The following is a 26811-nucleotide window of genomic DNA, read 5'->3' as shown; positions in this document are numbered from 1 at the left end:
GGACCACCGGGACCACCGGGACCACCGGGACCACCGGGACCACCGGGACCACCGGCCAGGGTGCCGGCACCGGCACCACACCCCGTGCCACAACCTCCCCCGCCGCTCCAGTGGCGCGGGGTGTGGGTTCCCCCGCCGGCGGCCTGGTCCTGGACGGGCTGCGCGGACCCGGCTTCGGGCCCGTCACCCTCACCGTGGGCAGCGGTGAACGCGTCGGGCTGTACGGGCTCATCGGTTCCGGCCGTACACGCGTCCTGGAGACCCTGTACGGCAGGCGCCGCGCTGTTGGCGGCACCGTGCGCGTCGGCGACCGTGCCGTCAGGGCCGCCCGGCCCGGCGACGCCCTGGCCGCCGGGATCGCCCTCGTACCGGCGGACCGGCGCAGACAGGGACTGTTCCCGACGCTGAGCGCGAGGGACAACGCGCTGCTTCCCGCGGTGCGCCCCCTGTCCCGGTACGGCACACGGGCACTCGGCGCCGAACGGCGGGTGTTCGAGGCGCTGGCCGGCGCGGTGGGCCTGCGTCCCGTGCGGCCCCGACTGCCGGCGGCCTCGTTCTCCGGCGGCAACCAGCAGAAGCTGGTCCTCGGCCGGTGGATCAACGACACCCGGGACATCCGCGTGCTGCTCCTCGACGAGCCGACCCAGGGCGTCGACGTGGGCGCCCGGCAGGAGATCTACCGGGTCGTGCGCTCCCTCGCCGAGGACCGGGACACGGCCGTGCTGTTCGCGTCCAGCGACCCGGAGGAGATCGTCGCGCTCGCCGACCGCTGCCTCGTCGTCGCCGGGGGCCGGGTCGTCGGCGAGCTGTCCGGGGCCGAACTCACGGAGGAGGCGCTGCTGTCGGCCGTGCACGACGCCTGCGGCCCCTCCGGCAACTCCGAGGTCCCACCCGCACACCAGCAGTCCGTCCCCGCCGAAGGAGCAGTATGACCACCGCCGACTCCGTCCTCGTGCGCCCGCGCGCCCTCGCCGTGGGCGGTCTCGGTACCGTGCGACGGCATCCGCTGATCCTGGTGCTGGCCGTGATGGTGCTGGTGTTCCAGGTGTCGACGGGGAGTTTCCTCGACCCGGCGAATCTGCGCGGGATCGCCACCGACGCGGCCACCCTCACCATTGTCGCCGTGCCCCTGGCACTGCTGGTGATCAGCGGGTATCTCGATCTGTCCGTCGGTTCCACGCTCGCCCTGGGCGGACTGGTCGCCGGATGGCTGGCCGGGCAGGGGCAGTCGCCGGTCGTCGCCGTGCTGGGCGGACTGGCCGCCGGGGCGGCGGTCGGTGCCGTGAACGGGGTGCTGTGCTGCTACTTCGGGCTGTCGGCGTTCATCGTGACGCTGGGCATGCTGACCGCCGTACGCGGGCTCGCACAGCAGCTCTTCCCGTTGCCGCTGAGTGGATTCGGCTCCGGGTTCGCCTGGCTGGGCGGGTCGCGGATCGCCGGGATCGCGGCGCCGGTCGTCATCGCCTCGGTCGTTCTGGTCGCGGGTGCCCTGTTCCTGGCGCTCACGCCGGCCGGGCGGCATGTCTTCGCGATCGGCGTGAACCGGGAGGCCGCGTATCTGTCCGGTATCAGCATCCGGCGGACGCCCTTCGCGCTCTTCGTCGTCACCGGGGTGGCCGCCGCGCTCGCCGGGGCCATCAAGGCGTCCGTGCTGGACAGTGCGGTCGGCGGGACCTCGGGGGCCGGGTTCGAGCTGACCGTGCTGACCGCCGTGCTGCTGGGCGGGGTCGCGCTGACCGGCGGTTCCGGGTCCGTCCTCGGGGTGCTGCTCGGCGTGCTGTTCCTCGGCAGCCTGCAGAACGGCCTCACACTGCTCGACGTGCCCACCTTCTGGCAGCAGATGGCACAGGGGACCGCGCTGGTGGCGGGCGCCGCGCTCGCCCACTTCGCGCCACGGTCGGCGCGGTGAACCCTTTCCTCCCGCCCGTTCGACCGTGAACTCGATCAACACGATCAATTCCGCCAACGCCGTTCACGCCGTGAATACGGTCAATACCGTCAACACCGTGAACTCTGCGAAAGAGGTTTCCCCGTGAGCGACACCGCTCCCACACTGATCCTGACCGGCGGTCAGGTCCTCACCGTCGACGGCGACTTCACCGTTGCGGAGGGCGTCGCCGTGCGCGGCCGGGACATCGTCGCCGTCGGCACCGACGCCGAGGTGCGCGCCCTCGCCGGCCCGGACACCCGCGTCGTCGAACTGGACGGCCGTACCGTCCTGCCCGGCATCAACGACTCGCATCTGCACGGGGCCGCGTACGGGATGACGAAGCCGCCCTTCGCCATCGATGTCGGCCATCCGACGGTCGGGTCGATCGCCGGCATCGCCGGTGTCGTGGAGCGGGCGGTGCGCGGTGCGCGGCCCGGCGAGTGGGTGGTCGGCCTGGGCTGGGACCCCGGGTATCTGGCGGAGTGTCTCGCCGATCCGAAGCGGTTTCCGCACCGCGGGGACCTGGACGCGGTCGCACCGGACCATCCGGTCTGTCTGACCGACTTCTCCTCCCACATGGCGTGGCTCAACAGCGCGGCGCTGCGTGCCTGCGGGATCGACGCGGACAGTGCGGCGCCGGGCGGCGGGGTCATCGACCTCGGCGTGGACGGGCAGCCCACCGGCATCCTGCGCGAGGCCGCGCAGGGGCTCGTGCAGGCCGGGCTCCCCTCCCCCACCGTCGCCGAGCGGCGCCTGGCCATCCAGGGGGTGGTCCGCGAGCTGCACGCGCGCGGGATCACCAGTTACACCGAGCCCGGTCTCGGGCCGGGCGGCGCCGGGACCTTCTTCGGCGGTCTGAGCACCGCCAACTGGACGGCGTACGCCGAACTGGTCGCCGAGGGTGAGCTGGACGCCCGGATCAGCGTGCTGCTGCTCCCCGCGCCCATGGGCGGTTCCGCCGACGACATGCGCAAGGGCCTGGCCGAGCTGCGCCGGCCCGCATCGGCCGACCCCCGGCTCCTCAACGCCATCGGCGTCAAGATCTTCGCCGACGGGGTGCCCCCGAACCGTACGGCCTGGATGAACGACCCGTATCCCGAGGGCGGACACGGCGCACTGTGCGTACACGGCGCCACGCCCGCGCTGCAGGTGGACGAGCTGCGCGAGATGATCCGGGTCGCACACGAGGCCGGTTTCCAGCTCGGCGTGCACGTCACGGGCGACCGGGCCATCGACACCGTCGTCGACGCGTTCATCGACGCCGAGACCGCCGCGCCCCGCGCCGACGCCCGGCACTACGTCATCCACGGCGACTTCATCGGCCCGGAGAGCCTGGCGAAACTGGCGGGGCACGGGTACGGGGTCAACATGAACCCCGCCATCAAGTGGACCATCTCCGATCTGATGGACGAGGTCGTGGGACCCGCGCGGTCGGCGTACCAGTGGCCGGTGCGGTCCGCCGTCGAGGCCGGGGTGCGGGTGTGCGCGAGTTCCGACGCGCCGATCACCAGGCCGGACTGGCGTCAGGGTGTGGCCGCGATGCTGCTGCGCGAGTCGAAGGCCAGCGGCCGGCCCAGTGGCCCCGAGCAGTGCGTGACGCTCGCGGAGGCGCTGCGCTCCTACACGGCCACTCCGGCCTGGCAGGACTTCGCCGATGGCTGGAAGGGCACGATCGAGGCGGGCAAGGTCGCGGACCTGTGCGTGCTGGACCGACCGCTGGTCGGTCTTGATCCGCACGACATCACTGAGGTGGAGGTGGATCTCACGGTGTTCGACGGGCGGGTGGTCTTCGAACGGAGCTGAGGATCCGGCCGGGGACAACCGGCTCCGGTCGATATGCGGGTTGTTGTCTGCGGGCCGGTGGGTGCCTGTCACGCAGTTCCCCGCGCCCTGCGGGGGCGCCCTCTCCGTACCCGTACAAGGAGTGCACGTAGCCGGCCTGCGGTCCATCACCGAAGCCGGGAAGGCGGGTCCTTCCGGCCTTCAACGAGGAGGAGAGGGAGGAGGCACTCGTGACCGCGGGCCTCGGCGACGCCCAGTGCAACGGCCTCGTGGAGGGGCCACGCGTCGTCGTGCTCCAGGTCGGGGAGCACGACGAGGAACGTCGGCGCACGCTGCGGAACGGCGCGGAACCGGCACCGCCTCACGGCGGTCGCCGGCACCGCGCCTATCGGCGCCAATCCGCCCGGGACCTGGCTCAGTCGGCCCGGGCTGCCTCCACCAGCGCGTCGAACAGTGCCTGTTGGGTTGGGTCCTCGTGCGCGGTGTCCTCGGGGTGCCACTGGACGGACGTGAACCAGCCACGGGAGTCCGGGAGTTCGAGTGCCTCGATGGTGCCGTCCACCGCTGTGGCGGTCACTGCCAGACCGGTGCCCGGTCGGTCGACGCGCTGGTGGTGGTAGCAGGACACCTCCGTCTTCTCGGCACCGGCGACCCGTGCCAGCAGCGAACTCTGACGGATCGTCACCGGGTGGACCACGTGCCGGTGTTCGCGTTCCGGTCCGCCCATGTCCTGGTGCAGGGTGCCGCCCAGGGCGACGTTGACGACCTGCAGGCCGCGGCAGACCGCCAGCATCGGGATGCCCGACTCGAGGGCGCCGCGGGCGACTTGGAGGTCGAAGGTGTCCTGGAGGTCGTCGACGTCGTACACCGCGTCGTGGGTGTCGGCGGCGCCGTAGCGGTGGGGGGCGAGGTCACCGCCGCCGGGGAGGAGGACGCCGTCGAAGCGGGCGAGGCGGGCGACGGCCTCGGTGCCGGTGCAGCCGGCGGGATGAATGCTCACCGGTTCACCGCCGGCCCGCCACACGGCCTCGATCAGGGCGCGGGCGTTGACCTCGGCGGCGTAGCGCAGCGCGGACGTGGAGGCGGCGAACCGTGCCGGGATCGCGATGAGAGGCCTTGTTCTCGTCGTCACAGCTGGATCCAGGTGGTCTTGAGCTCGGTGTACTTCTCCAGGGCGTGCGCGGACTTGTCGCGGCCGTTGCCGGACTGCTTCATACCGCCGAAGGGAACGGTCAGGTCGCCCTCCTCGTAGCAGTTGACCCAGACCGTGCCGGCTTTCAGCGCCCGCGAGACCTGGTGGGCGGTGGTCAGGTTCGAGGTCCACAGGCCGGCGGCGAGACCGTACTCGGTGGCGTTGGCCAGCCGTACCGCCTCGTCCACGTCGTCGAAGGTGAGGACGGACAGGACCGGGCCGAAGATCTCCTCGCGGGCCAGGCGGGTGCCGGGGCCGACCTGGTCGAACACGGTCGGCGCCAGGTAGGTGCCGCCCGTGGTCTCCAGGACGCGGGTGCCGCCGGCACGCAGCCGGGCGCCCTCCTGCGTGCCCGTGCCGATGTGGTCGAGTACGCGGCCGAGGTGGGCCTCCCCGACCAGTGCGCCCATCTCCGTGGCGGGGTCGAGGGGGTCACCGACACACAGTTCGCGCGCCCGGCGGACGATCGCCTCGGTGACCTGCTCGGCGATGGAGGAGTGGACCAGGAGCCGGGAGGGGGCCGTGCACATCTCGCCCTGGTTGAAGAAGATGCCCCAGGCGGCGGTGGCGGCGGCCTTCTCCAGGTCGGGGGCGTCGGGAAGGATGATGTTGGGCGACTTGCCGCCCAGCTCCAGCCAGACGCGCTTGAGGTTGGAGTCGGCGGCGTAACGAAGGAAGTGGCGGCCTACGGCCGTGGAGCCGGTGAACGCCAGTACGTCCACGTCGGGGTGGAGCCCGAGTGCCCGTCCGGCCCCCGGCCCGTCCCCGGCGACGACATTGAGGACGCCCGGCGGAAGCCCGGCCTCGGTGCCGAGCCGGCCCAGCTGCAACGCGGAGAGCGGGGAGTTCTCGGACGGCTTCAGGACGACGGTGCAACCAGCGGCGAGCGCCGGGGCGACCTTCCAACTCGCCAGTGTGAGCGGGAAGTTCCAGGGCACGACCGCACCGACGACGCCGGCGGGTTCGCGGGTGACGAGGGCGAGGGCGTCGGGTGCGGTCTGCGGGGACTCGTCGGTGAGTTTGTCCGCCAACTGCCCGTACCAGCGGAAGGTGTTGATGGCCGCGCGCAGTTCGATGCCGTGCGCGTCCGTGATCGGTTTGCCCATCTCCAGGGTCACGGTCAAAGCGAGCGACTCGCGCTGTTCTTCGAGGAGTTCGGCGAGCCGCAACAGCACCCGGCCCCGTTCGGCGGGCGCCAGGCGCGGCCACGGTCCGGTGTCGAAGGCCCGGCGGGCGGCGGCCACGGCGGCGTTCACCTCGGCGGGCCCGCCGTCGGCGGCCTCGGTCAGCACCTGTCCGTCGCGCGGCGAGACGACGGCGAAGGTGGCACCGCCCCCGGGCTCGTCCCTGCCGTCGATGTGGTGTGCGCCGTACACCGCCGGCGCCTTGGCTCGGCGGAGCCACTCGTCGTGGGTGACAGGCGGCATGCGGGCCTCCAGAACAGGTGGGTACGTGGGAAGTGGTCGGAAGAGCAGGGGTGAAAGGCGCCGTGCCTCCGGAGCGGCCGGTGCCGCTCCGGAGGAGGCGGGTGGCCGGGTCAGGCGTCGGCGGCCGGCAGGCGCGGGCGGGTCAGCCGGGCGACGACGAGCCCGAGGGCCATGACGGCCGGGACGGTCAGCTCCAGCCACAGGGCGGTCTCGCTGTCGCCGCCGATGAGCGTGGTGAAGTTGGCGAGGATCAGCCAGACGGCACCTGCGACGGCGACCGTGGCCAGGGCCGGGGCGATCAGCGTGTTCCACAGGCGCGTGTCCAGGCGCTCGCGGCGGAAGAAGACGACCACGGACACCGAGGTCAGCAGGTACAGGAGCATCATCCCGAGGACGGCGACACCGCTGAACCAGGAGAAGAGCGTCAGCACCGGGTCCTTGCCGGCGAAGGCGAACGGCACCACCAGGGCCACCGCGACGGCCGTCTGCACCCAGCCCGCCACCCAGGGCGAACGGCGGCTGTTGAGCGTACAGAGGCGGCCGGGCAGCAGCCCGTCGCGGCCCAGCGAGAAGAGATAGCGGTTCGCCGAGTTGTGGAAGGTGAGGAGGCCGGCGAAGAGGGAGGTGGCGAGCAGGACGGGCAGGACGTCGTTGACCCAGTTGCCGAACTCGGCGGCGATCGGGGCGAAGACGAACGCCGTCGAGTCGCCGCTCTCCAGCGCCTGGCCCGCCGCTGCGACAGCGTTCGAGGCGCCGTGTGCGGAGACGAGCATCCAGGAGGTCAGGGCGAAGAAGCCGACGACCACGACGATCGCGAGGTAGGTGGCCCGCGGGACGGTCTTTCTCGGCTCACGCGCCTCCTCGCCGTAGATCGCGGTGGCCTCGAAGCCGAACATGGACGCGAGGGCGAACATCACGGCCACGCCCGGCGCGCCCTGTGTCACGGCGCCCGGCGAGAAGGTGTCCGGGATACCGAGGCCCTCCGGTCCGCCGCCCTTGAAGAGGGTGACCAGGCTGAAGACCAGGAGGATGCTGAACTCCGCGAGGACGAAGACCGCCAGCAGTCTGGCGCCCATGTCGATGCCGGTGACACCGAGCAGCTGCACGACCGCCATCGTGGCCAGCGACCACACCCACCACGGCAGGTCGAGACCCGTGTGGGCGCTGACCAGGCCGTTGACGATGGCGCCGTACAGCCCGTACATGGCGGCCTGGATGGCGCAGTACGCGAAGAGCGCCACGCCCGCGCTGCCGGCCCCGGCACTCCGCCCGAGGCCCTTGCCGATGTACGTGTAGAAGGCGCCCGCGTCGACGACGTGCCGGCCCATGGTGACGAAGCCGACGGCGAAGAGCAGGGTGACCATTCCGACCAGCACATATGCGCCGGCGGTGCCGGGGCCGTTGCCGATCGCGACGGAGATGGGGACCGACCCGGCGATGCCGGTGAGCGGCGCCTGGGCGGACAGGACGAGGAAGAGGATGCCCAGCACGCCGAGGGCGTTGGGCTTGAGCTTGCCTGCGGTGGATGCGTCCCGCGCGGTCTGCTCTGGGGAGACCGTCTGACTGTCCACTCGGATCACCTGCCAGGGGAAGAGGGAGAATCGTTTCAGGCCAAACGAGTTGCCTCATGGTGGGGTGGAACTATCCGTTTGGCAAGGGGTCTGGTGCGGTGATCCGGTACCGGCGGGATTTATTGCACGGCCGTGATCAGCGGACGGTCGTCAGCCGTCGTACAGGCCGGTAGGGCTCGTACGAGGAGTGCACGCCTGGGAGAGGCGGGGCTCAGGCCTCGTCGTTCCGGTCGGCGGCCAGGAGCCGCAGGACGTTGCGCAGCTCGTCGAGGGCGTCCTCGATGATCTCGCGCTCGCCGAACACCAGCTGGTGCAGGACGAGGCCCTCCAGCGTGGCGAAGACCATTCGGGAGAGGCCCTCGCCGACCGGGCCCGGCAGCAGCTGGGCCAGCTCGCGCCGGGTGGCCTCGAAGTACTCGTCGTCGTACAGGGCGCGCAGCTGTGTCAGCAGCTCGGGCCTGCGGCGGGACTCCAGCAGCAGTTCGTACTGGAAGGCCTGGAGGTCGGGGCCGCTCTCCACCATCTCCGTCAGCCCGGCCGAGAAGTCGGCCGTACTGCCCGTGCCGGTTCCGAGGTGGCTGCTGGTCAGGGAGGAGCGGATGGCATGGGTGAGCGCCTCCTCGATCAGCGCGTCGCGCGAGCCGAAGTGGTGCACGACGAGCCCGTGGGTGACTCCCGCCTCCTCTGCGACCGCCCGGTACGTGAGCTTGCGGAGCCCGCCGCGGGCCACCACGCGTACGGCGGCGTTCAGCAGGGCCTCGCGGCCGGCTCCGTAGGTCACGCGCTTGCGGGGGCGGCGCGGGGCGGCGGGCTCGGTCATGCCCGTGACCCTACCTGTGACCACGGTCAACGCCGTGGGGCCCGGATGCCGCGGAACTCCCAGTCGCCGCCGAGCGCGGTCGACAGCACCTCCTCGGACTCGGTGGGCTGCGCGCCGACGTCGGTACGGATCGGGGTCGGCCCGGTGACGATGTGGTTCGTCAGCCGCCCGAGCCCCTCGACCTCGACCTCGACGACGTCGCCGGGCTGGACGGGCCGGGAGTTGGCGGGTGTACCGGAGAGGAGCACATCACCCGGGTAGAGGGTGATGGTGCGGGCGATGTCGGCGACCAGGTAGTGCATGTCCCATTCCATCTCGTCCGTCGAACCGTCCTGCACCACCTCGCCGTTGACGTAGGTGCGCAGGTACTTGCCGTGGAAGTCCCAGTCGGTGACGAGGCCGGGGCCGAGCGGGCAGAGGGTGTCGGAGCCCTTGACGCGGAGCATCGAGCCGGCGTCGGTGTCGCGGAAGTCGTGCAGGCCGTAGTCGTTGGCGACGGTGTAACCGGCGATGTACTCCCCCGCCTCCGCCTGCGCGATGTTCCGCGCGGTCTTCCCGATGACGATGGCGACCTCGCCCTCGTAGTTGAGCCACTTGCAGCCCTCGGGGCGCACGATGGCGCCCTTGTGGGAGTTGAGGGAGGAGGTCGGCTTGTGGAAGTAGGTCGGCGTGGTGGTCAGCCGGATCTGGAACTCGTCGACGCGGCTGCGGTGGTTGAGATGGACGGCGACGACCTTGGACGGGACGACCGGCGGCAGGTGCTGAGCCTCCTCGGTCTTGACCCGGCGGCCGTCCCCGGCGACGAGTTCACCGCCCTCGACGGTGACCTGGACGGCGGCGCCATCGAGGAGGATTCGGCGGTGTTCGGGCATGTCAGGGCTCCTGTACGGGGGTTCGGGGGGCGGTCCAGCCGGCGGCGGGGCGGTCGAACCACAGGTGGACCTGGCCGGTGCCGACGGAGTTCTCGTACTCGCCGTACTGGCGGGCGGACGCGGTGCAGGCCTGCTCGCCGAGGGCGCCGGCCAGCATCAGGTAGTGGAAGAACTTCGCCTCGGGCTTGTACTTCCGGAACTCCGGCATGGTGTCGAGGACCCGGTCGTGGCGCCCTTCCTTGAACCAGGCGATGCGCTCCTCGTCGGCGGCGCGGGCCTCCGGCGTGAAGATGTGCGCCGGGTCGCTGGCCTCGTGGTCGCGGATCTGCCGCAGTGGCCAGAAGGTGTGCGAGAGAGCACCGGAGGCGATGACGAGGACCCGGCGACCCGGGGTGGCGGCGATACCGTCGGCGAGCGCCCGCCCGAGGCGGAGATGGTCCTCCATGTCGCCGGTCTGGCAGACCCCGATGGTCACCCAGCGCTTGTCGGGCAGCCCCTCGCCAAGGAACTTCCACAGATTGATCGTGGCGTAGTAGACGGGCAGGTAGTCGTCGTCGATCGGGGTGATCCACGTGCCGTGCTTGTCGGCGAACTGGGCGATGTTGTGGGCGAGTTCGGGGTCGCCGGGATAGTCGTAGGGCATCCGGCACATGCCGCGCGGCAGCTCCTCGGAGGTGAAGAGACCGGCCCGGCGCTGCTGGGCGGCGACAACGAACTCGACGGTCGTGGCCCAGTGCGAGTCGAGGACCACGACGGTGTCGTACCCGGTGGCGGCATCGCCCTCGAAGACGTCCTTCCGGAGTTGGCGGAGCCCGGTGACGAGAGTGATCTCCTTGCCCTCGTTCAGCTCCAGCCGGTCGGCCTCCGGCAGCACGATGGTGGGCACGTGGGCGAGCAGACCCGCCCCGACGATCTCACCCATGGTTGTTCCATCCGTTCGGGGCGGTGACGGTGTTCTTGACGTCGCAGTAGAAGTCGAAGCTCCAGGTGCCGCCCTCCCGGCCGACCCCGGAGAGGCGGGAGCCTCCGAAGGGCGCCTGGAGGTCGCGCACGAAGAAACAGTTGACCCAGACCGTGCCCGCGACGAGCCGCGCGGTGACGCGTCCGGCGCGCTCCGGGTCGCCGGTGGCGAGGGTGGCGGCGAGGCCGAACCGGGTGTCGTTGGCCAGCCGGACGGCCTCGTCCTCGTCGGCGAAGGTCTGGAGGGTCAGGACCGGCCCGAAGACCTCCTCCTGGACGATCTCCGAGTCCTGGGCGACATCGGTGAGCAGGGTGGGCGCGTAGTACTGACCGCCCCCGTCGGCACGGTGCCCGCCGATCACGGCCCGTGCCCCGGTGGCGAGGGCCCGCCGCACCAACCCGTCGATCTTCTCCAGCTGGCGGGGATGGATGTTGGGACCCAGGTCGGTGGCCTCGTCGCGCGGGTCGCCCTGCGTCAACCGCGTTGCCCTGTCGATGAATCGCTGGGTGAACTCCTCGGCGACCGACTCCTCGACAAGGATGCGGGTCGCGGCCAGACAGACCTGCCCTGCGTTGTCGTACTGCTCCACCGCGAGGTCGACGGCCAGTTCCAGGTCGGCGTCCGCGAAGACCAGCAGCGGTGATTTGCCGCCGAGTTCGAGGCTGAGCGGGGTGAGGTTCGCGGCGGCGGAGGCGGCGATGTGCCTGGCGGTCGGCACGGATCCGGTGAAGCTGATCCGCCGTACGTCCGGGTGCGAGGTGAGCGCGTCGCCGATCTCGGAGCCGTATCCCTGGACGACGTTCAGCACCCCGGCGGGCAGTCCCGCCTCGGCGGCGATGTCGGCCAGCAGGGACGCGGTGAGCGGGGACCACTCGGCGGGCTTGAGGATCACCGTGTTGCCGGCGGCGAGCGCCGGGGCGACCTTCCAGGTGGCCAGCATCAGGGGCGCGTTCCACGGGGTGATCAGGACGCTCGGGCCCGCCGGGTCCCACGAGACGTGGTTCGTGTGGCCCCGGGTGTCGAAGTCCTCGTGGTCCAGCTTCAGCAGCCGGTCCGCGAAGAAACGGAAGTTGTGCGCGACCCGGGGCATCACACCCCGGCGGTGCGAACGGAGCAGGGCGCCGTTGTCGTTGGTCTCGACGATCGCCAGCTCTTCGATCCGCTTCTCGACGCCGTCGGCGATGGCATGCAGGATGCGGGCCCGTTCGGTGCGCGAGGTCGCGGCCCAGGCGGGGAAGGCCGCCTGGGCGGCGGCGACGGCCGCGGAGGCCTCGGCTGGCCCGCCGCGGGCGATCTCACCGAGGGTGCGACCGTCGATGGGCGAGGTGTCGGTGAAGGTGGTGGGAGACGCGACGCGTTCACCACCGATCCAGTGCCGGGTGTCGATGGAAACTCCGGCGACGACGAGTTTGTCAGACATGAGAAGGGCTCCAATAAAGGGAAGTTGGGGTGACCCGACCGCTTTCAGGGGCGCGGGGAACTGCGCGACCAGCCACGTACAGCCCGCACAGACCCACCGGCATCAAGAGGCGCCCACCCCCGAAGTCCCCGACTCCAGCAACCGCCCGCCGTCCCAGACCACGCCGACCTGGCGGTAGTACGCGGCGATGGGCTCACGGATCTCCAGCCGGGCCAACTCCTCCGTGGGCGCCGAGAACAACTCCAGTTCCGCGTCCCCGACCCACGCCTGACCACCCTCGAACGAAGCTGCCCCGGACTCGATCAACTCGTCGAGAGCCAGCCCCTTGCCGTTCTCGATGGACGGCAGCCAGCGATGATGAGCCATGGGATGCCCGTTGACGAACCCGTTCGCCGCCGAGGGCTCCCGCAGAGTCACCACCGCCTGCGCCAGCCGCCGGTCGGCGGCGGCAAGCGTCGCCCCGAACCGCGCCCCCGCAGCAATCCGCGGAGCGGGCCCGTACGGATGCGGCCGCGTCTGGTGAATGGACCCGAACTTCTTCGGATATCCCTGGTGCAGTCCGCGAGCGATCGCGAAGTCCTTGTCGACCCAGATGTAGACGCACCGCGAGTACGTCGCCCCCCGGTACTTGCACCGGACGACCGCGAACGCCTCCTTGTACTGGCCCCGCACGGGATCCAGCAACTCGTCCCCGGACTCGGAGCACGACTGCCAGTCGGCCCAGATGAGGGCGACCGCACCCGGATCCTCGTCCGCCAACTCCAGCGGCTCGGGCAGCAGTTCACGCACCCGCGAGGGATCCGTGCGGTACTCGACGGTCAGCAGGTCGCCCGAGTAGCGCCAGGGCGGCGCGGGGATCAGCGACGAGGCACCGCTCGCCGTCCTGGGGTGGAAGAACCCACGGGGGCTGGTCACTTGGCGGCTCCTTGGACAAAGAGTGCGGGCTGCTTGAGCAGTTCGGCGCGATAACGGGCGGCCTTCGCGGCCGTGGCGTGCCCCCCGAGGGCGACGACGCCGACGAGCCGGTCAGCGGCGTGGTAGCCGACCAGGACGTCTCCGTCCGGCTCGCCGTCCAGAACCCGTACGTCGTCGATGCCGAGCACGGGTGCCCCGAAGGACTGGAGCCGGAAGTCGTGCTGGTCGCTCCAGAAGGTGGGCAGCGGCGCGAAAGGCGTCAGCTCCGCTCCCGTACCGGCGAGATGGGCGGCGAGCGACTTCGCGGCGTGCTTCGCGGTGTCGGTCGGGATCGACCAGTGCTCGACGCGGCGGGGTACGCCGTCGTAGCGGGCGTTGGGGAAGCGGGCCACGTCGCCGACCGCGACGACCTCCGGGCGCCCGCCCACCCTGAGCCACTCGTCGGTGAGCACGCCGTCGCCGAGATCGAGCCCGTTGCCGTCCAGCCACTCGACGTTGGCGACGGAACCGACCGACTCCACGACGACATCGGCCGGCAGGACCGTACCGTCGCCGAGGACGACGCCGGTGATCCGGTCGTCGCCCTCGAATCCGGCCACTCCCGTGCCGAGCGCGAACCGCACCCCGCGTTCCTCGTGCCGCCTGAGCAGCGCGCGGGCGAGGAGTTCGCCGAGGGGGCCCACCATGGGCAGGGACAGCGGATCGACGACGGTGACCTCGGCGACGCCGAGCCCGACGGCCGTGGCGGCGACCTCACAGCCGATGAATCCGGCGCCGACCACCACGACCCTGACGCCGGGCCGGGTCAGCACGTCACGCAGACCCTGGGCGTCGGCGAGGGTGCGTACGGTGTGGCGGCCGGACTGCGGGCCGGGGCAGCGCAGGCGCCGGGGGCGCATCCCGGTGGCGACGACCAGACCGTCGTACGACAGGGTCGAGCCGTCGTCGAGGTCGACGGCGCGCTCGGTGAGACGGACCGCCAGGGCCTTTGTGCCGAGGCGCCACTCCACGTCCGCCGCCGACGCCTTCGGGGTGAAGGCGAGGGACTCGAAGGAAGCCTTGCCCGCCAGTACCTCCTTGGAGAGCGGAGGGCGGTTGTAGGGCATGTGCGGCTCGTCGCCGACGACCGTGACGGCGCCGGTCCAGCCGGCCGCGCGCAGCTGTTCGGCGGCGCGCAGCCCCGCCATGGAGGCGCCCACGACGACCACGCGCCTCACCGGCCCATCCATCGGGTCGTCGGTGTCGGTCACGTCAGTCCTCGATCCGGATGGCCTGGAGCGGACAGACGTCCGCGGCCTCCTCGACCTCGTCGCGCAGCGCGTCGTCGGGGTCGGAGACGTACAGCAGGTGCCCGCCGTCGTCCATCGAGAAGACGTCGGGTGCCGCGAAGACGCACTGGCCGTGGTCCTGGCACTTGTTCATGTCGACGACGACCTTCATGGCCGGGTCCTCCTGGTGGTGAGGGCGTCGGAACGGGTTGGGGGGAGAAGGGGGGAGAAGGGGCCCGACCGTTGTCGGGCCGGGCCCCGGCCAAAGGGGTTCGGAGGCCGACCCCTGACTCGTTTGGCTTCAAACAAGATAGGAAGCGGCCGGAGTCTGGTCAATAGCTATCCGGATGGATAAATTCATTCCCCGACCCTCTTGCGGGACGGACCACCCCTCCATACGGTTTGACCTCAAACAACGAGCCCGGGATGTCCGCCCGCACCGAGCGCCCCGGCCGTACTCCCCACGCCACCCGCCTCCCGGACCCCCGTTCCGGAGGTGCCCGACGTCTGCCCGAGGAGACAACGGTGAGCGCAACCGACCTTCCAGAAGTCCGCCGGCACATCGAGCGGCTCGCCGCCGAGGGGATCGACGTGGTCCGCGTGGTCTATCCCGACCTCATCGGCACCGACCGCGCCCGCGACGTTCTGCTCGACGGGCTGGCGCGCGCCTGCGAGCACGGGCTCGCCTTCTGCCGGGCCGTCTACCACACCAGCCCCCAGGGCGATGTGGTCCCGGTCAGCGGCGGCCTGGACGCCGGCCTGCCCGACGTCTGTGTACGGCCGGACCTGTCCACCCTGGTCGCCCTGCCCTGGGAGCCCGGCGTCGCGGTCTGCCTCGGGGACGTCGTCGACCCGGCGACCGGTTCACCCGCGCCGGAGTCGCCCCGCGATCTGCTCCGCGCCGTCCTCGACCGGTGCGCCGAGCACGGGCTGCGGCCCGTCGTCGGTCCCGAACTGGAGTACTTCCTGTGCGATCCCGCTCCGGGGGACGCGAGCGGCTGGCAGCGGTACAACCGGGACCCCGGTGTCGTCTACACCGCCGGCCTGCGCGCCGACCCCGACAACCATCTTCTGCGCACCCTGCGCCACGTACGCGATCTGGACATCGGCGTGCTCAGCGGCAACCACGAGTTCGACGGCGGGCAGTTCGAGATCAACCTGCTGCACTCGGAGGCGATGTCGGCCGCCGACCGGGCCTTCCGCTTCAAGGCCGCGATCAAGGAACTGGCGCGCGGGGAGGGCCGTCTCGCCACCTTCATGGCGAAGCCCTTCAACGACGCGGGCGGCTCCGGCTTCCATCTCCATCTCTCCTGCGAATCGGACCCCGAGGGGGACGGCGGCGCGCGCAATCTCTTCGACGATCCCTCGGGCGTGTACGGACTGTCCGCCACGGCACGGCACGCGGCGGCCGGTCTCCTCGCCCACGCGCCCGCCCTCGCCGCGCTGCTCAACCCGACCGTGAACTCGTACAAGCGCTTCGGCCCCGACACTCTCGCGCCCTGGCTTGTGGACTGGGGGCTCGACAACCGCAGCGCCATGGTCCGGGTGCCTCCGGAGCGCGGATCCGGAGCCCGGCTCGAACTGCGGCTCGGCGACGCCAGCGCCAACCCCTATCTCGCGATCGCCGGTGCCGTGGCCGCCGCACTGCTCGGTGTGCTCGCCGGGGACGAGCCGTCGGCTCCGCTGGAGGGCTACGGCTACGACACCGCGAGGTCGGCCGTCCTGCCGATGAGCCTGCCGGCCGCCCTCGACGCCCTGGAGGCGGACACCGCGCTGACCGAGGTGCTCGGCAAGGACTTCGTCGCCTCCTTCCTCGCCTACAAGCGCAACGAGGTCGAGCGCTTCCAACGGCACGTCACCGACTGGGAGTTCACCGAATACGCCTACCACCTCTGAGCGCCCCGACCACCTCTGCACGACCTCCTGGAGCCCGTGATGACCGAGACCCTCCCCTCCGCCGCCGCCCACGAGCCACTCCCCCTCGACGCCGTCGACCTCGCCGACCTCGACAACTTCACCGACGGGGTGACGCCCTGGCGGATGTTCCACACCCTGCGCCACGAGGACCCGGTGCACTGGCAGCCGGAGGAGGCCCCCAACTCCGGTTTCTGGGCGGTGACCCGTCACGCGGACATCGCGCGCGTCGACCGTGACGCCGAGACCTTCACCTCCACGAGGTTCGTCAACCTCGAAGAGGTCGACGAGGACCAGATCAGGAAACGCGCCTCCATCCTGGAGCTGGACGGAGTGCGGCACCGGGCCCTGCGCAGCGTGATCCAGCGGCAGTTCGGCGCGGGCGTCATCAACAGCTACACCGCTTTCCTGCGCGGGCTCACCGCACAGACTCTGGACGCGGCGCTGGCCAAGGGGAGTTTCGACTTCGTCAAGGAGGTCTCCGCCGACTTCCCCATCAACGTCCTGGCGCGGCTGCTCGACGTACCGCCGGAGGACAACCAGCAGCTCATTGACTGGGGCAACCGGATCATCGGCAACACCGACCCCGACTACGCCGACGTGCTGCTGGGCAGCGCGGAGAGCGAGAAGTACCGCGACCTGCCGTTCCGCTCCCCCGCCTCGCTCGAAGTCTTCGAGTACGGAAGGGAGTTGGCCCGCCAGCGGCACGGCGGCGAGGGCACCGACCTGGTCTCCAGGCTCGTCAACACCACTCCGCGCGACGGAGTACCACTGTCCGCGCAGGACTTCGACAACTACTTCCTGCTCCTGGTGGTCGCCGGCAACGAGACCACCCGGCACACCATCACCCACTCCATGCTGGCCCTCCTCCAGCACCCCCAGCAGCTCGCCCGTCTCCAGGCCGACCCGTCGCTGATCCCGGGCGCGGTCGAGGAGTTCCTGCGCTGGGCCTCCCCCGTCTACCACTTCCGGCGCACCGCCACCCGCGACGTGGAGCTCGGCGGCAAGCAGGTGAGGGAGGGCGACAAGGTCGTCATGTGGTTCGCCTCCGGCAACCGTGACGAGGCGGTCTTCCAGAACCCGTACGACTTCGACGTCACGCGTACGGACAACGACCACGTCACCTTCGGCAAGGGCAGTCCGCACCTGTGCCTGGGCAACCTGCTGGCCCGCACGGAGATCCGGATCATGTTCGAGGAACTGATCCCACGCCTCGCCGGCATCCGGCTGGCCGGGGATGTTCCCCGGGTGCGCTCCAACTTCGTCAACGGGATCAAGAAGCTGCCGGTGGAGGTCACCCTCGCGTGAGCCGCCGACCGGACACGGAGGGCACTCAGTTCCCCGGGCGCAGCGCACCGAGTGCCATCGACCTCGCTCTGATGCTAGTTTCCCGTCCATGAGCAAACCGCCCATGCGGGACGCCCTGGTCGCGGCGGCCTTCCAGCTGTTCCTGGAGCGGGGCTACGAGCAGACGACCGTGGACGAGATCGTGGCGCTGGCCGGGGTCGGGCGCCGGTCCTTCTTCCGCTACTTCCCCTCCAAGGAGGACGTGGTCTTCCCCGACCACGAGCGGTGCCTGGCCGACATGACGGCGTACCTCGCCGACAGCCCCGAGGACGCGGAACCGGTCGGGCGGGTGTGCGCCGCCGCCCGCATGGTGCTGCTCATGTACGCCGAGAACCCGGCCTTCTCCGTCCAGCGCTACCGCCTCACCAAGAAGGTCCCCGGGCTGCGCGCCTCCGAGCTCTCGGTGGTCTGGCGGTACGAGCGCGCCCTGGCCGCGTATCTGCGCGGGCGTTTCGCCGGCCGGCCCGACGGGACACTCCGGGCCGACGTGATCGCGGCGGCCGTCGTCGCCGCCCACAACAACGCGCTGCGCTCCTGGCTGCGCTCGGACGGGCAGGGCGACGCGACCACGGCCGTCGACCACGCCCTGGACTACGTGAAGGCCGCGTTCGGCACCCCGCCCGCAGTCCCCCGCCGGGACGACCCCGCACCGGACCCGGAGTCCGAGGACGTGGTGGTCGTCGTGTCGCGGCGCGGGGCGCCCATGTGGCGGGTCGTCCAGGAGATCGAATCCGCGCTCTCGACCCGGCCCGAGAATTGAGGGTACGCAGTGCCTTTACGCGTGACACTGAGTGCCATACCCTGAGGCCGTGCACGGTGGCACGGCGAACCGCGCACTTCGGATTCAGGCCGAGCGCAGGGAGATGACACCGTGTACCACTCACTAGGCGCCACCCGTCCGATGGCCGTCGGCTCCGCCACGGGCCTGCTCGACGCCCCGTCCGACACGAACACCCTCGTCTTCCAGCGCTGCGGCTGGTGCGCCACCGCCATGTACCACCGGCTGCTCTGCCCGGTCTGCGCGGGCAGCGACCTGCGTACGGAACGCAGCGAGGGCTCGGGCACGGTCCGGCACGCCACGGTGGTCAACCGGAACACACCGGCCGCGCGCAATGTGTCACTGGTCGAGATGGCCGAGGGCTTCGTCGTACGCGGCCGGGTGATGGGCCCGGCCGCCGGCATCCACAGCGGGGACCGGGTCCGGCTGTCCACGGCGAAGGACCCGGTGCGCGGCGAGCCGGTGTTCCAGCTCCTGGACGAGCCGTACCGGGCCTGGCTCTGACGCTGCGTCAACTCTCCGTCTCCTGACGGTCACTTGCCTCCCGCCCTCGCCAACTGCCGCAGCATGACACCTCATTGACCCTCCTCCACAGGCAACCCACAGGTCCCTTATCCCGTCCTCCGGGACGAGAGGGGCCCCGTCGGGAGACCCGGGGCTCCTGGGCAAGGCCAGGAGGAGGAGACCATTGCTAGGTCCCCGGCGAATATGGATCACCGCTGCGGCGGTGCTCGCGGTGGTGGCGGGATCGCCAGGATGGGCGCAGGCGCAGCAGCCCACCCGGTCGGAGTCAGCGGCCGAACAGCTGCCCTCGGGCTGGGCGTTCACGGATGACGGTGCGGAGCGGCAGCTCGTCTGGCGCTCCGGCAGACCGGTGCCGATGGGTGACGCGCGCGTCGAGTTCTACACCGGCGACCGGCTGCTCGGCCGGCCCATGGCCGCCAACGACGGCCGGACTTTCCGGCTGCCGCTGGAAGAGGCCCTGAACGCCAGCGGCCTCAAGGGGTCCCGGACGTTCGAGAATCTCCAAGTACGCGCCGGTGGGCGCCGGTTGGACGCGGCCGGAGTGGCGGCGGCCCCGGACGAGCGGCGCGCGGCGCCCGCTCCGCCCGCACTGGCACCGGCCAATCCCGTCGACCCCGGCAAGCCGGGCTCGTACCGTACGGTCTCGGGCGAGTACGCGCTCGACTCGGTGAAACTGCCCGGGATGGCCGTGCCGGTGGAGATGAAGGCCGTGGTGGTCGCACCGGCCGGCGCCACCGGCCGCAGGCCGCTCGCGCTGTTCCTGCACGGACGCCACTCCACCTGTTACAAGCCCGGCGACGACGACATCAGCGGCGCGTGGCCCTGCCCGGCCGGCGAAAAGCAGATACCGAGTCACCGGGGCTATCTGCGCGACCAGAGACTCCTGGCGTCCCAGGGCTATGTGACGGTGTCGATCTCCGCCAACGGCATCAACGCCCAGGACGGGGCGATCGAGGACGCCGGGGCACAGGCCCGCTCCTCCCTCGTCCGGCGGCATCTCGCCCACTGGGCCGACTGGACGGCGAACCGGCCCTCGGCGCCGACGATCGTACGGACCGCACCGGCAGCCGACCTCTCCCGGGTACTGCTGGTCGGCCACTCGCGGGGCGGCGAGGGCGTGAACCGGGCCGCGATGGACAGCCTGTACCGGCCGCCGGCCGACCAGGACGGGTACGGCGGCCCGGTGCGCTGGAACATCCGGGGCACGGTCCTCATCGGGCCGACGATCTTCGGACAGAACCCGGTCGCCGACGTCCCGTCGATGACGATTCTGCCGGGCTGCGACGGCGACGTGTCCGACCTGCAGGGCGAGTTGGCCGTGGACGGCACCCGTGGGATCAGCCGCGGCGCCGCCCTGCACAGCGCGGTGTACATGATCGGCGCCAACCACAACTACTTCAACACCGAGTGGACGCCGGGGCAGGCCCAGGCACCGGCGGACGACGACTTCTGGTCGGAGCCGGACGCGCGGGACCCGGTGTGCGACGTGGGCGCCAGGACCCGGCTGACCGCCGACCAGCAGCACAAGGCGGGCGCCTCCTACATCGCGGCGGCGGCCCGGCTGTTCGTCGCTGGCGACGACCGGGTACGTCCGCTGCTCGACGGCTCCGGCCGGCGGGCGCCGTCCGCCGACCCGGCGCGCGTCCTCACGCACGCGGTGGGCGGCAACCGTTCGGCCGGCATCCTGCCGGACGGCGCGGTGACCGTGCGGGGCGGTGGCGGACGGCTGTGCTCGGCGGTGGACGACCGTCCCTCGGTCAGGTGTCTGGCCGCGGACACCGCCGGTGAGTCCCCGCACTTCGCGGGCTGGATGACGGAACGGGAGGTGGGCCGCCGCGCGGTCGCCCTCAAGTGGTCGCAGCCGGGTGCCGCGGTACGGGTGCGTCCCGAGCGGCCGGTGTCCCTCGGCGGAGCCAAGGGCCTCGCCCTGCGCGTCATCGTGCCGCCCAACACCACCGGGACACAACTGGACGTGTCCGTCACCGACACCTCCGGCAGGCGTGCCGCGCTGGGCCGGGTCCGTGTGGACGGGCTGCCCGGGAGCAGGCGGACGGCCTCGTACTGGGGGCAGGAGGTCCGCGTACCGCTGTCCGCCGCCGCCCGGGCCGGGGCCGACCTGCGCAAGGTGCGGAGCGTGGAGCTGACTCCGCGCAGCCGCTCGGGACAGGCCTGGCTGATCGACACCTGGGCCTGGCGCCCGGGCACGCCCGCGGTACGGCCGGCCACGCTGCCTCGCGTCGACCTCGGACGGCTGACCGTCCAGGAGGGCGACTCCGGCTCCAGGACCTACCGGGTACCGGTCCGCGTCGCCGGACAGGGCAGCGGCACGGTCCGCGTCTACGTCCACAACCCCGAGACGGACGTGATGACGAGCCGCCTGGTGACGGTACGTCCCGGCGTGCGGAGCATCGACGTGCCGGTGACGGTGAAGGGTGACACCCGGTACGGCTACGACGTCTGGCACAGCGTGTTCGCGAAGGCGGTGCGCGGTTCGGTCGTCGGCTCGTACAGCGGCGGGGTGACCGCCGAGAACGACGACCCCCGGCCCACGGTCACCGTCACCCCGGTCGCTGACCGGGTCACCGAGGGGCACCGGCTGACCTGGCGCGCGACGCTGTCAGCGCCCTCGGGCACCGAGGTGTACTCGGTCCTGGAGGTGCTGCCGGTCACCAGCGGCGCGGAACTGTCCACCACGGATGTCGATCCGACGTGGCTGGAGGACGCCTCCGGTGAGTCGCCGCTGCCGGAACGGCCGTTGTCCCAGGTCGAGGGGCTCTACCTGTGGGTGTCCATTCCGCCGGACGAGTCGACGGCGGAGTTCAGCGTGCCGACGGTCGCGGACGCGGTGGTGGAGCCGGAGGAGTCGGTGCGGTTTCGGGTGACCGACTTCGACGAGGAGACGGGCGAGCCGGTGCCTGGGCCCGAGTTCGCGGGGACGGTGCTGGACGCGTCGTAGGGGTGAGTTTGTTGGGTGCGGGTGCGCTGTGGCTTGTCGCGCAGTTCCCCGCGCCCCTGGGGGGGAGGGACGGCGTCCCTCCCCCCAAACCACTTACGACACGGCCAGTGTCGATGCGCCCGTGTATGCGTTGCGGCAACGAAAGGGCCCCGCCCGTGCGAGGTGCGCACAGACGGAGCCTGCTTCCGCGGCCCGTACGGAAGTGGTAGCGCTAGGTGAGAGTGATGCGGATCCCGACCGTGCCCGTCTTCCCGCGCCTCAGTCGGCTGCCGAACAGGGTGAGGCGGCCCAGCACGCCGTACTTGCGGGCGATGAGCTGCCGGTAGGCGCCGGTCGCGGGCTGGTCGAGGATCACGGCGGTGGCGGGGACCTGGTCGCCGGTCGGCTTCCCGCGGGCGTCGCAGGGGCCGACGAGGACGTCGGCCCGGTTACGGATCCGCTTCACCTTCCAGGCGTCCGCCGCCGTCCAGGCACCGAGCGCGTTCCCGTCCCGCACCACCCACACCGGGGTGGCGACGGATGTGCCGTTCTTCCGGTAGCTGGTGATCAGCAGGTAGTCGCCCGCGGCGAGCCGGTCCAGGGTGCTGGTGTCATCCATGGGCGGGAGTCTAGGCGCCGGGATTCCGCCCGACGCCTGGCGCCCACCTCCCCAGCCCGCCGTCACCAACGGGGCAGCCTCCGCTCGCGCTCCGGCCGGATCCGCCGCATGTACCCGGTGTCGTCGCGGTCCCGTGTCCCCGAGTCGAGGTAGCGGCGGTGGGCCCGGGGCCGGGCTCGACGCCGGGGCCGGGGCCGGGGCCGGTCGGTCGGTACCTTCACCGCGCAGTCGCGGACCCCGGTGGCGCCGGGGACGATCACGTCGTCGGCCGAGTTCCACGGGTGGTGCGTGTCGCAGGAGTGGGCAAGGTTGGGGATGGCCGCGCCGACGTGGGTCATCGCGGCGAGACTGATGACCAGATACGCGTTGGAGTGCATGGACAACTCGATGCCGAACACCTCGCAGACGGGGCGACGAGCGCAGTCACGGACAGTTCTTCGCAGCCGCCCGCGACGAGGACCTGTCCAGGGCCTCGCCAACATCAACAACCTTGTCTAGATTGCCGGTTGACACTCTCTAGCAGGTGCTCAGGAGCTGCCCCCGTGCCCGAGAACTCGCCGGCCGCGCCACTGCAGGCGCGGATCAACTCGCGCCGGCCCCACACGGCCCGGATCTGGAACTACTGGCTCGGCGGCCGGGACCACTACGAGGTCGACCGCGAGGCCGGGGACCGGATCCGTGAACTGCACCCGGGCATCGGCGAGTACGCCCGCGCGGACCGTCTCTTCCTGGGGCGGGCCGTGCGTCATCTGGTCACGGAGTGCGGGATACGGCAGTTCCTCGACATAGGGACCGGTTTGCCGACCGCCGACAACACGCACGAGGTGGCCCAGCGGATCGCACCGGACGCCCGGGTCGTGTACGTGGACAACGATCCGCTTGTCCTGGTCCACGCCCGCGCCCTCCTCACCAGTACACCCGAGGGACGTACCGATCATGTCGACGAGGACCTGCGCAACGTCGACGCGATCCTCGAACAGGCCGCGCGCACCCTGGACCTCACCCGGCCCGTCGCCCTGATGCTGCTCGGGGTGGTCATCTTCCTCGGCGACGACGAGGATCCCTACGGCGTCGTACGGCGGCTGCTGGACGCCCTTGCCCCGGGCAGCCATCTCGCGCTCTCGCACACCATCACCGGCCCGGCGCTGGCCGAGGTGGACGCGGCTGTCCGGTACTGGAACGCGCACGGCACACCCCGGCTGACCCAGCGCACCCCCGACGCGGTGGCGCGGTTCTTCGACGGTCTGGACCTCCTGGAGCCGGGGGTCGTGTCCTGCTCGCACTGGCGCCGGGAGAGATCCTGCGCCGGCGACGACGAGCCGGCGGAGGTCGCCATGTACTGCGGCGTGGCCCGCAAGCCCTGACGCGGTCCGCCCCCGGCCCGCGGACCCGCACAGATCCTGGACCGGGTGAACACGAACACCGCCTGCCACGTATGGAAGTGAGGGTCACTCAACGACCGGAGGGCCCCGCGGTGTCGACACCGCTCGTTCGGGGTTCGGGAGCCATTGATGAGGCACGCACGACGACGGATCGTCCGGCGAGCGACACGGCTGGCGGCCGTCGGCGGAGTCATCCTCGGCGGATTGATGGTCACCCAGGCTGTGGCGACCGAGCCGCCCCGAGCCGCCAACCTGCCCCTCAGCTCCGCGCAGGCGGCCGGCACCACCGGTACCGGACTCGTCGGCGATCTCGGCACCGACCGTACGGCGGGCAGCTGGATCGCGGACGACGGGAAGCCGGTCGTCGCGGTGACCGACGACGAGGCGGCCGTCGAGGTCGAGAAGGCGGGCGCCCGGCCCAAGGTCGTGGACTACAGCATGAACGACCTCAGGTCCGCGACGGAGACGCTGCGTTCGGCGCCGCGCGTGACGGGCACGGCGTGGTCGGTCGACTACACGAACAACGAGGTGGTCGTCCAGGTCGACAGCACCGTGTCGGCCGCCGACTGGGCCAGGCTGTCCGCGGTCGCCGAGGAGATCGGCGGCTCCGTACGAATGGAGCGGACCCGGGGCACCTTCACCACCCGCATCAACGCGGCGCAGCCGATCCTGTCGACCGGCGGCCGCTGCTCGGCGGGCTTCAACGTGACCAACGGGACGGCCGACTTCATCCTCACGGCCGGTCACTGCGGGCCCAACGGTTCGGTCTGGTTCTCGGACACCGGGGGCTCACAGGAGATCGGCAAGACGATCAGCGGCAGCTTCCCCATCAACGACTACTCGCTGGTTCAGTACAACGGCGGCTCGGCCGGTGACGGCGCCGACGTCGTCGCCATCGGCGACGGCCGGGGCGTGCGCATCACGGGTGCGGCCGATCCGGCCGTCGGCCAGAAGGTGTTCCGCAGCGGCAGCACCACCGGGCTGCGTGACGGCGAGGTGACCGGACTCAACGCCACCGTCAACTACCCGGAGGGCACGGTGTCGGGCCTGATCGAGACCACCGTGTGCGCCGAATCGGGCGACAGCGGCGGCCCGTTGTTCTCCGAGGGCATCGCGCTCGGGATCACCTCGGGCGGCAACGGCGACTGCAGGAGCGGCGGTACGACGTTCTTCCAGCCGGTGACCAAGGCGCTGGCCGCGCTCAACGTCCGGTTGATCGGCCAGGCGGGCCAGGCGGCCGCTCCGGCACCCTCGGCGTCGGCCACGCAGAGCGCCGTCGCCCCCGGGGACGCCCAGCCCGGCTCGGTGGCGCCGGTGACGGGCAGCACGGCCGGCGAGGCGCTGCTGGACCGGCTCGCCGATCCGAAGAACGTGGGGCCGGGCCTGCTGATCGTCGGCGGCAGCCTGATCGCCCTGGTCGCCACCCGCTGGTTCCGGGTGGAACAGGACCGCAGGGACTACCGCCGCTCGTACTCGGCGAACTGGAGCTGAGCGGAAACACAAGAGGCCGGGGCTGACGCGCTGTGCGCGGCCCCGGCCCTGCTGCTGACATGCCGAACGAAAGTGGTTACGCGTCGCGCCCGGGGTGCGGGGAGACCGCGGCCCATTCGGCGACGAGCTGCTGATAGGTCAGCCGCTGCTCGGTGCTGAGGATCCCGCCCGACCGGAGCCACAGGGCCCGGATCTCTTCGTTGACGTCGGCTGCCGATCGATCAGTGGCGGGTTGAAGAGTGGTGGACATGCTGTGAAGCATATGCCGCGACAAGTGAAAGCCGAATCGGTTGAAACAGACCTTTGGCGCATTGCGGACCGTGTTGCTGATCACGTCCTCCTCCCGCCCTCCCTCGCTCCCGGGCCCGGACCTCATCTGTCGGCCGCCCCCAGCACCAGCACCTGAATGGCCAGTACGGCGGCCCCGCGCGCCCAGTCGTGGAAGTCGGAGACCTTGGTCTCCAGGTTGACCGGGTCCGCGAGCGGATGCCGGTTGGCCAGGATGCTCTCCTCGACCGCGGCACCCGCCGCTTCGACGAGCCCGACCCCCTCCCCGGCGAGAAGGATCTTCTCCGGCATCGCGAAATTGGCGATCTGGGCGACCAGTGTGCCGAGGGCCCGGGCCGCCTCGTCGACGACGCGGGCGGTCATGGGGTCACCGGCGGTGGCCCGGGCGAGGATCTCGTCGTATGCCAGATCGTGGCCGGTGGCGGCGCGGATCTGGTAGCGGATGCTGGGGACGGTGAGCAGGGAGATGGCGCTGCCGCGCTCCCCGTCGGGGGTGAGCGGTCCGTTCGGGTTGACGATCCAGCGGCGGCCCACACCCCGGCCGTCCTCGGAGGACGGCACCCGTCGCCCGCCGCTGACCAGGCCGTAGCCGAGGCCCGCGCCGATGGTGAGGACCGCGAAGCGGTCCAGGCCCCGGCCCGCACCGAACCAGCTCTCGGCCTCGACGAGGGCGGTGACGTCGTTCTCGACGACCACCCGCAGTCCGGTGCGTTCTTCGACGAGTTCGGCGAGCGGGACGTTCCGCCAGCCGAGGAAGACGGAGTCGGCGACGACCGCGCGGTTCTCGACGCGTCCTCCGACGCCGATCCCGATGCCGGACACGGCGGGGTGGGCGGCGGACAGTTCGGAGGCCATCTCGCCGACCAGGTCGGCGACTTGGGCCGGGTCATGGGTGGTGAGGGGCCGGTCGAGGCGGGCGACGACCTCGCTGCGCAGCGTGGTGACGACGCTGTAGACCATGTCCTCGGTGATCTTGAAGCCGAGGAAGGCACGGGACTCGGCGACAACATCGAGGGGCTGCGAGGGCCGCCCCTGGCGCACCTCGGCCGGGGAGCCGGCGTCGGGCACCTCAACGAGCAGCCCCGATTCGAGCAGCGGTTTGGTCAGCCTGGTGAGGCTGCCGGCGGAGAGGTCGAGGCGCCGGGCGAGTTCGGCGCGGGACAGGGGGCCGTGGACGAGCACCTCGATCGCCACCGAGCGCTCGCCGGGACTCAGCGGCGGCCAGCCGTCGGTCACTGCGGTCATGACGATCAGACCCCTCACCTTTTCTTTTGCTATGGAACTAACAGGACCACCATACGCGGCGATTCCCGGCTGGAAAAAGATATCTGCCCACATCTTGACGAATGGATTCTTTCGCCTCGAAAGTAAGTG

Annotated in this window: 24 protein-coding genes; 10 read left to right on the top strand and 14 right to left on the bottom strand. The window is 71.3% G+C overall.

Annotated elements, in window-relative coordinates:
* The 3 genes from RB628_RS08160 to RB628_RS08150 all read left to right on the top strand — a co-directional run.
* On the top strand, positions 1–932 hold a 932-nt coding region (locus tag RB628_RS08160; RefSeq protein ID WP_318319626.1), incomplete at its 5' end, for an ATP-binding cassette domain-containing protein.
* The gene (locus RB628_RS08155) at positions 929–1909 is read left to right on the top strand and encodes an ABC transporter permease (RefSeq protein ID WP_318319625.1); all 981 of its coding nucleotides are present in this window, start codon (positions 929–931) and stop codon (positions 1907–1909) included. The genes RB628_RS08160 and RB628_RS08155, both read left to right, overlap by 4 nt.
* A gap of 123 nt (positions 1910–2032) precedes the next feature.
* Positions 2033–3733, top strand: a complete 1701-nt coding sequence (locus RB628_RS08150) for an amidohydrolase (protein ID WP_318319624.1) — start codon at positions 2033–2035, stop codon at positions 3731–3733.
* Between the two features lie 394 nt (positions 3734–4127).
* Here the strand turns inward: RB628_RS08150 and RB628_RS08145 are convergent, their stop codons facing one another.
* From RB628_RS08145 to RB628_RS08100, 10 genes are all read right to left on the bottom strand, one after another.
* Entirely contained in the window at positions 4128–4844 is a 717-nt protein-coding gene (locus tag RB628_RS08145) for a gamma-glutamyl-gamma-aminobutyrate hydrolase family protein (RefSeq protein ID WP_318319623.1), read from the bottom strand.
* Positions 4841–6331, bottom strand: a complete 1491-nt coding sequence (locus RB628_RS08140; RefSeq protein ID WP_318319622.1) for an aldehyde dehydrogenase — start codon at positions 6329–6331, stop codon at positions 4841–4843. Before RB628_RS08140 ends, RB628_RS08145 begins: the two co-directional genes overlap by 4 nt.
* A gap of 110 nt (positions 6332–6441) precedes the next feature.
* Positions 6442–7902: an APC family permease gene (locus RB628_RS08135; RefSeq protein WP_318319621.1), complete on the bottom strand. Its 1461-nt coding sequence runs from the start codon at positions 7900–7902 to the stop codon at positions 6442–6444.
* Positions 7903–8113: 211 nt separating this feature from the next.
* Positions 8114–8722, bottom strand: a complete 609-nt coding sequence (locus RB628_RS08130) for a TetR/AcrR family transcriptional regulator (protein WP_318319620.1) — start codon at positions 8720–8722, stop codon at positions 8114–8116.
* A 26-nt stretch (positions 8723–8748) separates the two neighbouring features.
* Positions 8749–9594, bottom strand: coding sequence for a fumarylacetoacetate hydrolase family protein (locus RB628_RS08125; RefSeq protein ID WP_318319619.1), 846 nt, complete (start codon positions 9592–9594; stop codon positions 8749–8751).
* Between the two features lies 1 nt (position 9595).
* Positions 9596–10516 carry a 3,4-dihydroxyphenylacetate 2,3-dioxygenase gene (locus RB628_RS08120; protein ID WP_318319618.1) on the bottom strand — a complete coding sequence of 307 codons (921 nt, stop codon included), beginning with the start codon at positions 10514–10516 and terminating at the stop codon, positions 9596–9598.
* Positions 10509–11975, bottom strand: coding sequence for an aldehyde dehydrogenase (locus tag RB628_RS08115; protein WP_318319617.1), 1467 nt, complete (start codon positions 11973–11975; stop codon positions 10509–10511). The genes RB628_RS08120 and RB628_RS08115 overlap by 8 nt, the downstream gene beginning before the upstream one ends.
* Positions 11976–12077: 102 nt before the next feature.
* Complete coding sequence (locus RB628_RS08110; protein WP_318319616.1) at positions 12078–12890, bottom strand: acetoacetate decarboxylase family protein; 813 nt, start codon at positions 12888–12890, stop codon at positions 12078–12080.
* Positions 12887–14119 (bottom strand): NAD(P)/FAD-dependent oxidoreductase, encoded by a 1233-nt coding sequence (locus RB628_RS08105; RefSeq protein ID WP_318319690.1) that lies wholly within the window; start codon positions 14117–14119, stop codon positions 12887–12889. The genes RB628_RS08110 and RB628_RS08105 overlap by 4 nt, the downstream gene beginning before the upstream one ends.
* A 22-nt stretch (positions 14120–14141) precedes the next feature.
* Positions 14142–14330 (bottom strand): ferredoxin, encoded by a 189-nt coding sequence (locus RB628_RS08100; RefSeq protein WP_055535835.1) that lies wholly within the window; start codon positions 14328–14330, stop codon positions 14142–14144.
* A gap of 353 nt (positions 14331–14683) precedes the next feature.
* On the opposite strand from RB628_RS08100, the gene RB628_RS08095 reads away from it, so the two are divergent.
* The 5 genes from RB628_RS08095 (at position 14684) to RB628_RS08075 (ending at position 21678) form a co-directional block, all read left to right on the top strand.
* A complete protein-coding gene (locus tag RB628_RS08095) occupies positions 14684–16054 on the top strand; it encodes a glutamine synthetase family protein (protein ID WP_318319615.1) in 1371 nt (456 codons plus the stop codon).
* 39 nt (positions 16055–16093) lie between these two features.
* Positions 16094–17380 (top strand): cytochrome P450, encoded by a 1287-nt coding sequence (locus RB628_RS08090; RefSeq protein ID WP_318319614.1) that lies wholly within the window; start codon positions 16094–16096, stop codon positions 17378–17380.
* 103 nt (positions 17381–17483) lie between these two features.
* Positions 17484–18179: a TetR family transcriptional regulator gene (locus RB628_RS08085; RefSeq protein ID WP_318319689.1), complete on the top strand. Its 696-nt coding sequence runs from the start codon at positions 17484–17486 to the stop codon at positions 18177–18179.
* Between the two features lie 141 nt (positions 18180–18320).
* On the top strand, positions 18321–18701 hold the full coding sequence (locus tag RB628_RS08080; RefSeq protein WP_318319688.1) for a Zn-ribbon domain-containing OB-fold protein: 381 nt from the start codon (positions 18321–18323) through the stop codon (positions 18699–18701).
* A 184-nt stretch (positions 18702–18885) separates the two neighbouring features.
* Positions 18886–21678 carry a hypothetical protein gene (locus tag RB628_RS08075; protein WP_318319613.1) on the top strand — a complete coding sequence of 931 codons (2793 nt, stop codon included), beginning with the start codon at positions 18886–18888 and terminating at the stop codon, positions 21676–21678.
* A gap of 211 nt (positions 21679–21889) precedes the next feature.
* Here the strand turns inward: RB628_RS08075 and RB628_RS08070 are convergent, their stop codons facing one another.
* Together RB628_RS08070 and RB628_RS08065 are read right to left on the bottom strand one after the other, a co-directional pair.
* Positions 21890–22276 (bottom strand): PPOX class F420-dependent oxidoreductase, encoded by a 387-nt coding sequence (locus RB628_RS08070; RefSeq protein ID WP_318319612.1) that lies wholly within the window; start codon positions 22274–22276, stop codon positions 21890–21892.
* Between the two features lie 62 nt (positions 22277–22338).
* Positions 22339–22758, bottom strand: a complete 420-nt coding sequence (locus RB628_RS08065; RefSeq protein WP_412180612.1) for an enolase C-terminal domain-like protein — start codon at positions 22756–22758, stop codon at positions 22339–22341.
* Between the two features lie 60 nt (positions 22759–22818).
* On the opposite strand from RB628_RS08065, the gene RB628_RS08060 reads away from it, so the two are divergent.
* A complete protein-coding gene (locus tag RB628_RS08060; protein WP_318319610.1) occupies positions 22819–23640 on the top strand; it encodes an SAM-dependent methyltransferase in 822 nt (273 codons plus the stop codon).
* A gap of 147 nt (positions 23641–23787) precedes the next feature.
* On the top strand, positions 23788–25149 hold the full coding sequence (locus tag RB628_RS08055) for a S1 family peptidase (RefSeq protein WP_318319609.1): 1362 nt from the start codon (positions 23788–23790) through the stop codon (positions 25147–25149).
* Between the two features lie 76 nt (positions 25150–25225).
* On the opposite strand, the gene RB628_RS08050 is transcribed toward RB628_RS08055, so the two are convergent.
* Positions 25226–25411, bottom strand: coding sequence for a hypothetical protein (locus RB628_RS08050; RefSeq protein WP_318319687.1), 186 nt, complete (start codon positions 25409–25411; stop codon positions 25226–25228).
* A 110-nt stretch (positions 25412–25521) separates the two neighbouring features.
* Positions 25522–26682, bottom strand: a complete 1161-nt coding sequence (locus RB628_RS08045) for an ROK family transcriptional regulator (RefSeq protein WP_318319608.1) — start codon at positions 26680–26682, stop codon at positions 25522–25524.
* Positions 26683–26811: the final 129 nt, after the last annotated feature.

It is taken from the genome of Streptomyces sp. ADMS (assembly GCF_033441795.1).
GTDB lineage: Bacteria > Actinomycetota > Actinomycetes > Streptomycetales > Streptomycetaceae > Streptomyces.
This window is presented reverse-complemented; position numbering and strand designations above follow the sequence as displayed.

Coding starts and splice junctions, on each gene's coding strand:
- RB628_RS08155 (WP_318319625.1), top strand. CDS start 929: ATGACCACCGCCGACTCCGTCCTCGTGCGCCCGCGCGCCCTCGCCGTG.
- RB628_RS08140 (WP_318319622.1), bottom strand. CDS start 6,331: ATGCCGCCTGTCACCCACGACGAGTGGCTCCGCCGAGCCAAGGCGCCG.
- RB628_RS08130 (WP_318319620.1), bottom strand. CDS start 8,722: ATGACCGAGCCCGCCGCCCCGCGCCGCCCCCGCAAGCGCGTGACCTAC.
- RB628_RS08125 (WP_318319619.1), bottom strand. CDS start 9,594: ATGCCCGAACACCGCCGAATCCTCCTCGATGGCGCCGCCGTCCAGGTC.
- RB628_RS08120 (WP_318319618.1), bottom strand. CDS start 10,516: ATGGGTGAGATCGTCGGGGCGGGTCTGCTCGCCCACGTGCCCACCATC.
- RB628_RS08115 (WP_318319617.1), bottom strand. CDS start 11,975: ATGTCTGACAAACTCGTCGTCGCCGGAGTTTCCATCGACACCCGGCAC.
- RB628_RS08105 (WP_318319690.1), bottom strand. CDS start 14,119: ATGGATGGGCCGGTGAGGCGCGTGGTCGTCGTGGGCGCCTCCATGGCG.
- RB628_RS08100 (WP_055535835.1), bottom strand. CDS start 14,330: ATGAAGGTCGTCGTCGACATGAACAAGTGCCAGGACCACGGCCAGTGC.
- RB628_RS08090 (WP_318319614.1), top strand. CDS start 16,094: ATGACCGAGACCCTCCCCTCCGCCGCCGCCCACGAGCCACTCCCCCTC.
- RB628_RS08085 (WP_318319689.1), top strand. CDS start 17,484: ATGCGGGACGCCCTGGTCGCGGCGGCCTTCCAGCTGTTCCTGGAGCGG.
- RB628_RS08080 (WP_318319688.1), top strand. CDS start 18,321: ATGGCCGTCGGCTCCGCCACGGGCCTGCTCGACGCCCCGTCCGACACG.
- RB628_RS08070 (WP_318319612.1), bottom strand. CDS start 22,276: ATGGATGACACCAGCACCCTGGACCGGCTCGCCGCGGGCGACTACCTG.
- RB628_RS08065 (WP_412180612.1), bottom strand. CDS start 22,758: ATGTTGGCGAGGCCCTGGACAGGTCCTCGTCGCGGGCGGCTGCGAAGA.
- RB628_RS08055 (WP_318319609.1), top strand. CDS start 23,788: ATGAGGCACGCACGACGACGGATCGTCCGGCGAGCGACACGGCTGGCG.
- RB628_RS08050 (WP_318319687.1), bottom strand. CDS start 25,411: ATGCTTCACAGCATGTCCACCACTCTTCAACCCGCCACTGATCGATCG.
- RB628_RS08045 (WP_318319608.1), bottom strand. CDS start 26,682: ATGACCGCAGTGACCGACGGCTGGCCGCCGCTGAGTCCCGGCGAGCGC.